The sequence below is a fragment of the Pantoea eucrina genome, assembly GCF_001691555.1.
In the GTDB taxonomy this organism is placed as follows: domain Bacteria; phylum Pseudomonadota; class Gammaproteobacteria; order Enterobacterales; family Enterobacteriaceae; genus Pantoea; species Pantoea borealis.
The window spans coordinates 1-5,309 of sequence record NZ_MAYN01000003.1 but is presented as its reverse complement, the minus strand read 5'-3'; the positions used below and the strand labels follow the sequence as shown (position 1 = coordinate 5,309).

General features: G+C 47.5%; 8 protein-coding genes. 5 read left to right on the top strand and 3 right to left on the bottom strand.

What is annotated here, in order from left to right; genetic code table 11:
* Positions 1-367 precede the first annotated feature (367 nt).
* Together BBA90_RS02455 and BBA90_RS19400 are read left to right on the top strand one after the other, a co-directional pair.
* Positions 368-607, top strand: a complete 240-nt coding sequence (locus BBA90_RS02455; protein WP_065647775.1) for a DUF2442 domain-containing protein — start codon at positions 368-370, stop codon at positions 605-607.
* Between the two features lie 236 nt (positions 608-843).
* Positions 844-1,071: a hypothetical protein gene (locus tag BBA90_RS19400; protein ID WP_206099884.1), complete on the top strand. Its 228-nt coding sequence runs from the start codon at positions 844-846 to the stop codon at positions 1,069-1,071.
* A 403-nt stretch (positions 1,072-1,474) separates the two neighbouring features.
* Here the strand turns inward: BBA90_RS19400 and BBA90_RS19015 are convergent, their stop codons facing one another.
* From BBA90_RS19015 to BBA90_RS02440, 3 genes are all read right to left on the bottom strand, one after another.
* Positions 1,475-1,672 (bottom strand): hypothetical protein, encoded by a 198-nt coding sequence (locus tag BBA90_RS19015; protein ID WP_139074158.1) that lies wholly within the window; start codon positions 1,670-1,672, stop codon positions 1,475-1,477.
* 413 nt (positions 1,673-2,085) lie between these two features.
* On the bottom strand, positions 2,086-2,682 hold the full coding sequence (locus BBA90_RS02445) for a hypothetical protein (RefSeq protein WP_065647773.1): 597 nt from the start codon (positions 2,680-2,682) through the stop codon (positions 2,086-2,088).
* A gap of 1 nt (position 2,683) precedes the next feature.
* Complete coding sequence (locus BBA90_RS02440) at positions 2,684-3,139, bottom strand: hypothetical protein (protein ID WP_139074157.1); 456 nt, start codon at positions 3,137-3,139, stop codon at positions 2,684-2,686.
* Between the two features lie 662 nt (positions 3,140-3,801).
* Between BBA90_RS02440 and BBA90_RS02435 the strand changes: the two genes are divergently transcribed.
* From BBA90_RS02435 to BBA90_RS02425, 3 genes are all read left to right on the top strand, one after another.
* Entirely contained in the window at positions 3,802-4,041 is a 240-nt protein-coding gene (locus BBA90_RS02435) for a hypothetical protein (protein WP_065647771.1), read from the top strand.
* Positions 4,042-4,144: 103 nt separating this feature from the next.
* Positions 4,145-4,324, top strand: a complete 180-nt coding sequence (locus BBA90_RS02430; RefSeq protein ID WP_065647770.1) for a Rop family plasmid primer RNA-binding protein — start codon at positions 4,145-4,147, stop codon at positions 4,322-4,324.
* Positions 4,325-4,334: 10 nt separating this feature from the next.
* Positions 4,335-4,736: a helix-turn-helix domain-containing protein gene (locus BBA90_RS02425; protein ID WP_065647769.1), complete on the top strand. Its 402-nt coding sequence runs from the start codon at positions 4,335-4,337 to the stop codon at positions 4,734-4,736.
* Positions 4,737-5,309 lie beyond the last annotated feature (573 nt).

Sequence of the window (5,309 nt, the reverse complement as noted above, 5' to 3'; positions counted from 1 at the left end):
TCCGGAAGACGTAATGGTGATCGCAGGATATCGCGGGCTTACGGCGGCAGGCCGGTTAAGGCTTATCGTCGTGATGGTCGCCGTCACGTGAACGGCGGCGGCGGATGGCAGGACAGGCTTCGCTGTTCACTGCTTTGTGGAATGTACCTTCATCGCCAGGCAGTAGGAGCCGTGATTGACGATATCTGCTTCCAAAGGCGGGCAGATGTACCACACTGATGTGTTCTCCCTTTCAGGCTGCAGGAGTGTTATGTGCCACCCGAAGGCGATCCTCTCAGGCATCAGGATCATTGGTGGTCGTCATGGACGACAGAGCTACTCGGACATACTATCAACGTAAATTCGTGACGGTCAACCGGAGGTGGTGGTGAGCGTTTCAATCAAATCTGCCAGATTTGACCCGTATAACATCTGGCTGCAGCTGAGTGACGGGCGCACGCTGGGCGTGCCGCTTTCATACTTTCCTGCCCTGGAAAAAGCGGGCGCCGGGCAGCTGGAAAAATTCGAGCTGAGTCCGCGCGGCATTCACTGGGACGAGCTGAACGAAGATCTCAGCCTTGAGGGCTTTCTCAGCACGCAGAAGTTGCTGCCCGTCAGCCGTCGCTGATTTCGGACAGGAAATGTTTTGTCATTACCGCCGCTTTGCGCCCGTGACAAAACCAGTGGGACAAGATGTGTTTTTGGAGTACCGCCGGCACTCCAGAACGTTTCATCAGGCGCTGCCCGATACCCTGGATTTCGTACGTACGAAATTTCTCTGATGTTCAGATCAAGGGCAGGATTCGCAAAGGGGTAGCGGATGCCACCATGCGCTGCGATGCAGGATAGGGCAAGCGCTTCCAAATGACGTCATTTGAAAGTACTTGCCCCGAAAACAGAATGTTTTCTCCTGAGCCTGCAGCTGGCTCTCAAAACCCCTACCGCCTCGCGCCCGCGCCATTACCCGATTTTGTGCGTGATGGTGCATTACCTCTGCCTCCTCCGGATTTGTTTCCTGTCGTGGATGGCCAGTTACCACCGTTATCAGGGTTACTTGACGATGGGCCTTTTGAAGTATTTTTAGACATGTGAATCTCCTTTTCTCTTTGACGAATGCAGGCCGATAGGCTGCATTGAGTAAACTATCTGCCGCGCCTGCCGGCTTGTCCAACGCCTCACGATCGCACAGTAAACTGCGCGCCCGTTCACCGTTACCGGAAATGACCGTTTCCTGCGAAAACGCGGCTTTAGTGCCAGCATCCGCCCGGAACCGCCCGCCATTCACCTGCGTGCATAGCCATGCAGACGCGCAGAAATAATCAGGAGCGTTTTTTGGGGATATGGACGGGGAAAGGTGCCGGAAACGACCCTCAGGCCGCAGAATCGCGCTGAGGGCCTCTGCGGGGGTGCGCCCAAGGGGTATTATGGTAAATTGAGATGGTTTCTTATACAAATAATCCGCCTTTATGGACGGATTATTTTGGGATTTTGGTTCTTATGGCTGATGATTTGTATCAAATTCATATTGGCCGCAATGAGGGCAAGCAACAACATCATCAGGATCGTCAATATCATCAACGACATCGCTAAATGATACATTTTCTCCACAATTACTGCATGTAACTCTTTCACGGTTTTGAGCGCTAATTCTAAAAGTATGAAGGGTAAAGTTAATGCCTCTAAATTTTTCCATTACCAGACTCCATTTCGATGAGTGCCTGTTTTTGAAGGGTTTTTTGTTGCGTGCCTAACAGATAACGATAGCTCAAATGATTTCTGGTGTGAAGGCCCTGCATTTAAATTAAAATGGATGTTGCCGATTTTAATGGATTTTGGCCAGATTGAACGCGACAAAAACCGCAAAAAAACTGTAAAAATCTAAAAAGATCATATCGATTGCTTCTTATTTTTTAGTAGCTTTAGCTCGATTAAAACGACTCAGGTCGTAATAGTAATAGTAATAGTAATATTAATTAAATTAGATATAGGATGTTTTCCAGTGGCGCCTTGCAATCACGGAGCTTATTTTTTCATTATAAAATGAAAGGCCAAGCCGGACAGTTTTTCTATAAATTTACCAAAAAAATAAACAAATTCTATTTTTTATTATGTGGTTGTGTTTTTTGTTTTCTTGGCGATATTATAAAATGAATGATCACCTTTAAAGTTTATCTTGTCACCAACTGTACTTGGATTTACCTCGTTACTTTCACCACCTACTTCAGTCGATGCTTTATTAAAACCTAAGCTTGAAATATGCCGAATCATTTCCTTTGCTGAGTAGTTTAATATTCCATCCTGTGCGACAGAGTTAAGAATTTTCCCACAATGTTCTTTCATTGCCTGCATAGACTGGTGTTTTTTTGTTGCTAGTGATGTTAACTCAGCAATGACAATTTTTTGGAACTGCTTATGTTTTATGTTGTAAGCTTCTTCCAAGTTTGATTTTTCATCATTAAGCTCATCTATCTTCTCATTTAAGCTGTCTTTTTCCACCTCGATACGCCAAGTGATGTATAAGGCTGAAATTGCAGCAGCAATAGGATATGACAGCTTATAGGCTAAACCATCGCCCCATGATTGAGGTATAAAAGCAAAAGCAGCAACAGGTAACAAAACAGTAGCTAAAGATGCTAACGTCGAGAATAAAAAAATGCGGAGCATTTTACGAGAGCTGCTTTTGTTTTCTTTTTTTGCAGCCATTTTAGTTATCCTTCAATAACCCATTGAATATATCAACTGCGCTTTTTACTGATGCTATTGAATAAACCATTTCTTCTTTTAGCAAAGGCACGGCGATCAATTTATCATGCCTAGTCTCCGTTGAAAATATCATCCTTCCTAATTCGGCATCAGTAATAAAGCATTTTAGATTTCTACATATTGAATTGAACTCATTAGACACCTTGTATAGTTTGTCTTGCTTGGCCTTTTCTTTGTTTGCCAGCTCATCATACTCTACTGGTAATAGTATTGATAAAAAAAGCTTGTCTTGAAGGTCATTGGTAATAATAGTTAATACTGTATTCTCCCCTTCTATTATGACTCTGAGCATAATAGTTCCTTTAGGGCTTACATCATCCTTTATTGATATTTCCTTGAGGTTAAGTTCTTTAATTGCTTGTCTTATTTTTTTTAATGTATTTGAATTTTGCGACATCGATGTCTCGTTAGGCCTTGCTGATAGATTGCTATGAAGATATTATCATTGAAAAGAAAAAACCACCGCTACCAACGGTGGTTTTTCAAGGTTCTCAGAGCTACCAACTCTTTGAACCGTGGTAACTGGCTTCAGCAGAGCGCAGATACCTAAACTGTCCTTCCAGTGTAGCCGTAGTCAGGCTGCTACTTCAAGAACTCTTGTTGAGTTATCCTTAACAACTTCGCTCTGCAAACCGGTTACCATTGGCTACCACCAGTGGCGCTTTGTCGTGTCTGTCAGGGTTGGACTCAAGAGAACAGTTACCTGAACAAGACGTGGTAGTCGGGCTGAACGGGGAGTTCGTGCATACAGCCCAGCTTGGAGCGAACCACCTAAGCAGCACCCAGTGTCAGGCGTGGTATGAGAAAACGCGGCCATAACAGCGGAAATACACGGGCTAAGCTGTAAGGTGGGAACAGGAGAGCGCACGAGGGAGCCACCGGAGGGAAACGTCCGGTATCTTTAAGTCCTGTCGGGTTTCGCCCCTTCTGATTTGAGCACCGGGAATCGGCAGATTTCTGTGATGTTCGTCAGGAGGGCGGAGCCTATGGAAAACCGGGGTGCCGGGGACCAGGCTCGGGGGGAAAGGGGGGCGCTGTTGACGTTGACCTGGAGGGTTTATGGCTGGTCGTCTGCATGTTGTATCTAAGACTGAAAAGCAGTTTCTTGATGATGCTGTCTTTGCAGCGGAACGGGCAAAAGGCAAAAAGCTGTCCGGGCCGGAAAAAAAAGAGGTGTTGCGAGTTGCCCGTGAGCAGCTTCTGGGACAGCGTGAAGCTGAGGCCGCTAAACAGGCACGGGCCGACGAACGTCAGGCTGCTGAATTCACCTGGAGCAAACCTAAGCCTTTTCGTCGTTAGCCGGTAACGCTCGCCGCAGCGTTCGTCTGGCGCAGCCAGGGGAACCGAGGAAGCGTCATTTCACCCGCTTTCAGCATATGGCACGTACGCACCGGAGCGTCTGATGACGAAACAGCAAAAAACTGCGCTGAACATGGCAAAATTCATTCAGGCTCAGAGTCTGCTCCTGCTGGAAAAGCTCAACGAGATTGATTTAGACGATGAAGCCGATATGTGCGAAAAGCTTCATGAAGGTGCTGAACGCCTTCATGATGTCCTTTTGGGCAGGTTAGAGCAAGAATAACGGTAAACGGATGGCAAAAGTATCGATCAGTGAGGCCGCCAGGCTTACAGGTAAGAGCAGAACAACGCTGCACAGGTTAATAAAAACAGGTGATCTGTCCACTTGTGCAGGTGTACGCAATGCAAAAATGGTAGATATATCAGAGCTTATCCGTGTTTTCGGTGACATTTCAAAACCTGTCCAAGAACAGCCATTTGAACAGGTTCTTGAACAGCGTGTTACAGTGACACCTGCACCATCTGAACAGATGGTTAGCAGCTTAAAACAGGAAGTTGAACACCTCAGAACGCTCGTTTCTGCTCAGGAATCGCATATCGACAGCCTCAAACAATCGTTGCAGTTGCTTGAGCATAAAAAAGACGTGCAGCAGCCCTTACCGCCCCCGGTTAAGTGGTGGCAGTTCTGGAAATAACAGGTCGTAAAACCTGTAACCTCATTTTTATCCGGTGTTCCGGTCCCGACGACACGGTTACTTTTGCGCTTCCTGCGTCTCAGCTGGTATCTGTGCATCGGGATGACAGATTGTTGAGTTCTTGCGAGGTTTCCCCAGGTCGCTGACCTGTTCGCGGCTTACGCCGGGCTGACTTGCGTCAGGCTCCCTCCACACACCAGTCTCCTGGTGTCGCCATCGATACCGAGCCGATCTTTTTCCTTTCTCAATGAAACCTGCCTGCGGTCGCGCCGGCAGCGTTGTGGTTAAAAGCCCGTTCAGGGCGTATGAAAACACGTAATACGTGCACGTCAGATTGTGGAAATCGCCGTCAGGCATTGTGCCGCAGCGGCTGCAGCGTGGTTTTTTCACGCGTCACTTTGTACCCGCTTCGCGGGCAGCAAAGTGACGCCGTTCAGTCCGGAGCCGCGTCTGCATCTGCAGAACGTGTCTTTTCCGGAAGACGTAATGGTGATCGCAGGATATCGCGGGCTTACGGCGGCAGGCCGGTTAAGGCTTATCGTCGTGATGGTCGCCGTCACGTGAACGGCGGCG

Excerpts from the sequence above, each read along its gene's own strand:
- BBA90_RS19400 (WP_206099884.1), top strand. The coding sequence starts at position 844 with ATGACGTCATTTGAAAGTACTTGCCCCGAAAACAGAATGTTTTCTCCT.
- BBA90_RS19015 (WP_139074158.1), bottom strand. The coding sequence starts at position 1,672 with ATGGAAAAATTTAGAGGCATTAACTTTACCCTTCATACTTTTAGAATT.
- BBA90_RS02445 (WP_065647773.1), bottom strand. The coding sequence starts at position 2,682 with ATGGCTGCAAAAAAAGAAAACAAAAGCAGCTCTCGTAAAATGCTCCGC.
- BBA90_RS02440 (WP_139074157.1), bottom strand. The coding sequence starts at position 3,139 with ATGTCGCAAAATTCAAATACATTAAAAAAAATAAGACAAGCAATTAAA.
- BBA90_RS02435 (WP_065647771.1), top strand. The coding sequence starts at position 3,802 with ATGGCTGGTCGTCTGCATGTTGTATCTAAGACTGAAAAGCAGTTTCTT.
- BBA90_RS02430 (WP_065647770.1), top strand. The coding sequence starts at position 4,145 with ATGACGAAACAGCAAAAAACTGCGCTGAACATGGCAAAATTCATTCAG.
- BBA90_RS02425 (WP_065647769.1), top strand. The coding sequence starts at position 4,335 with ATGGCAAAAGTATCGATCAGTGAGGCCGCCAGGCTTACAGGTAAGAGC.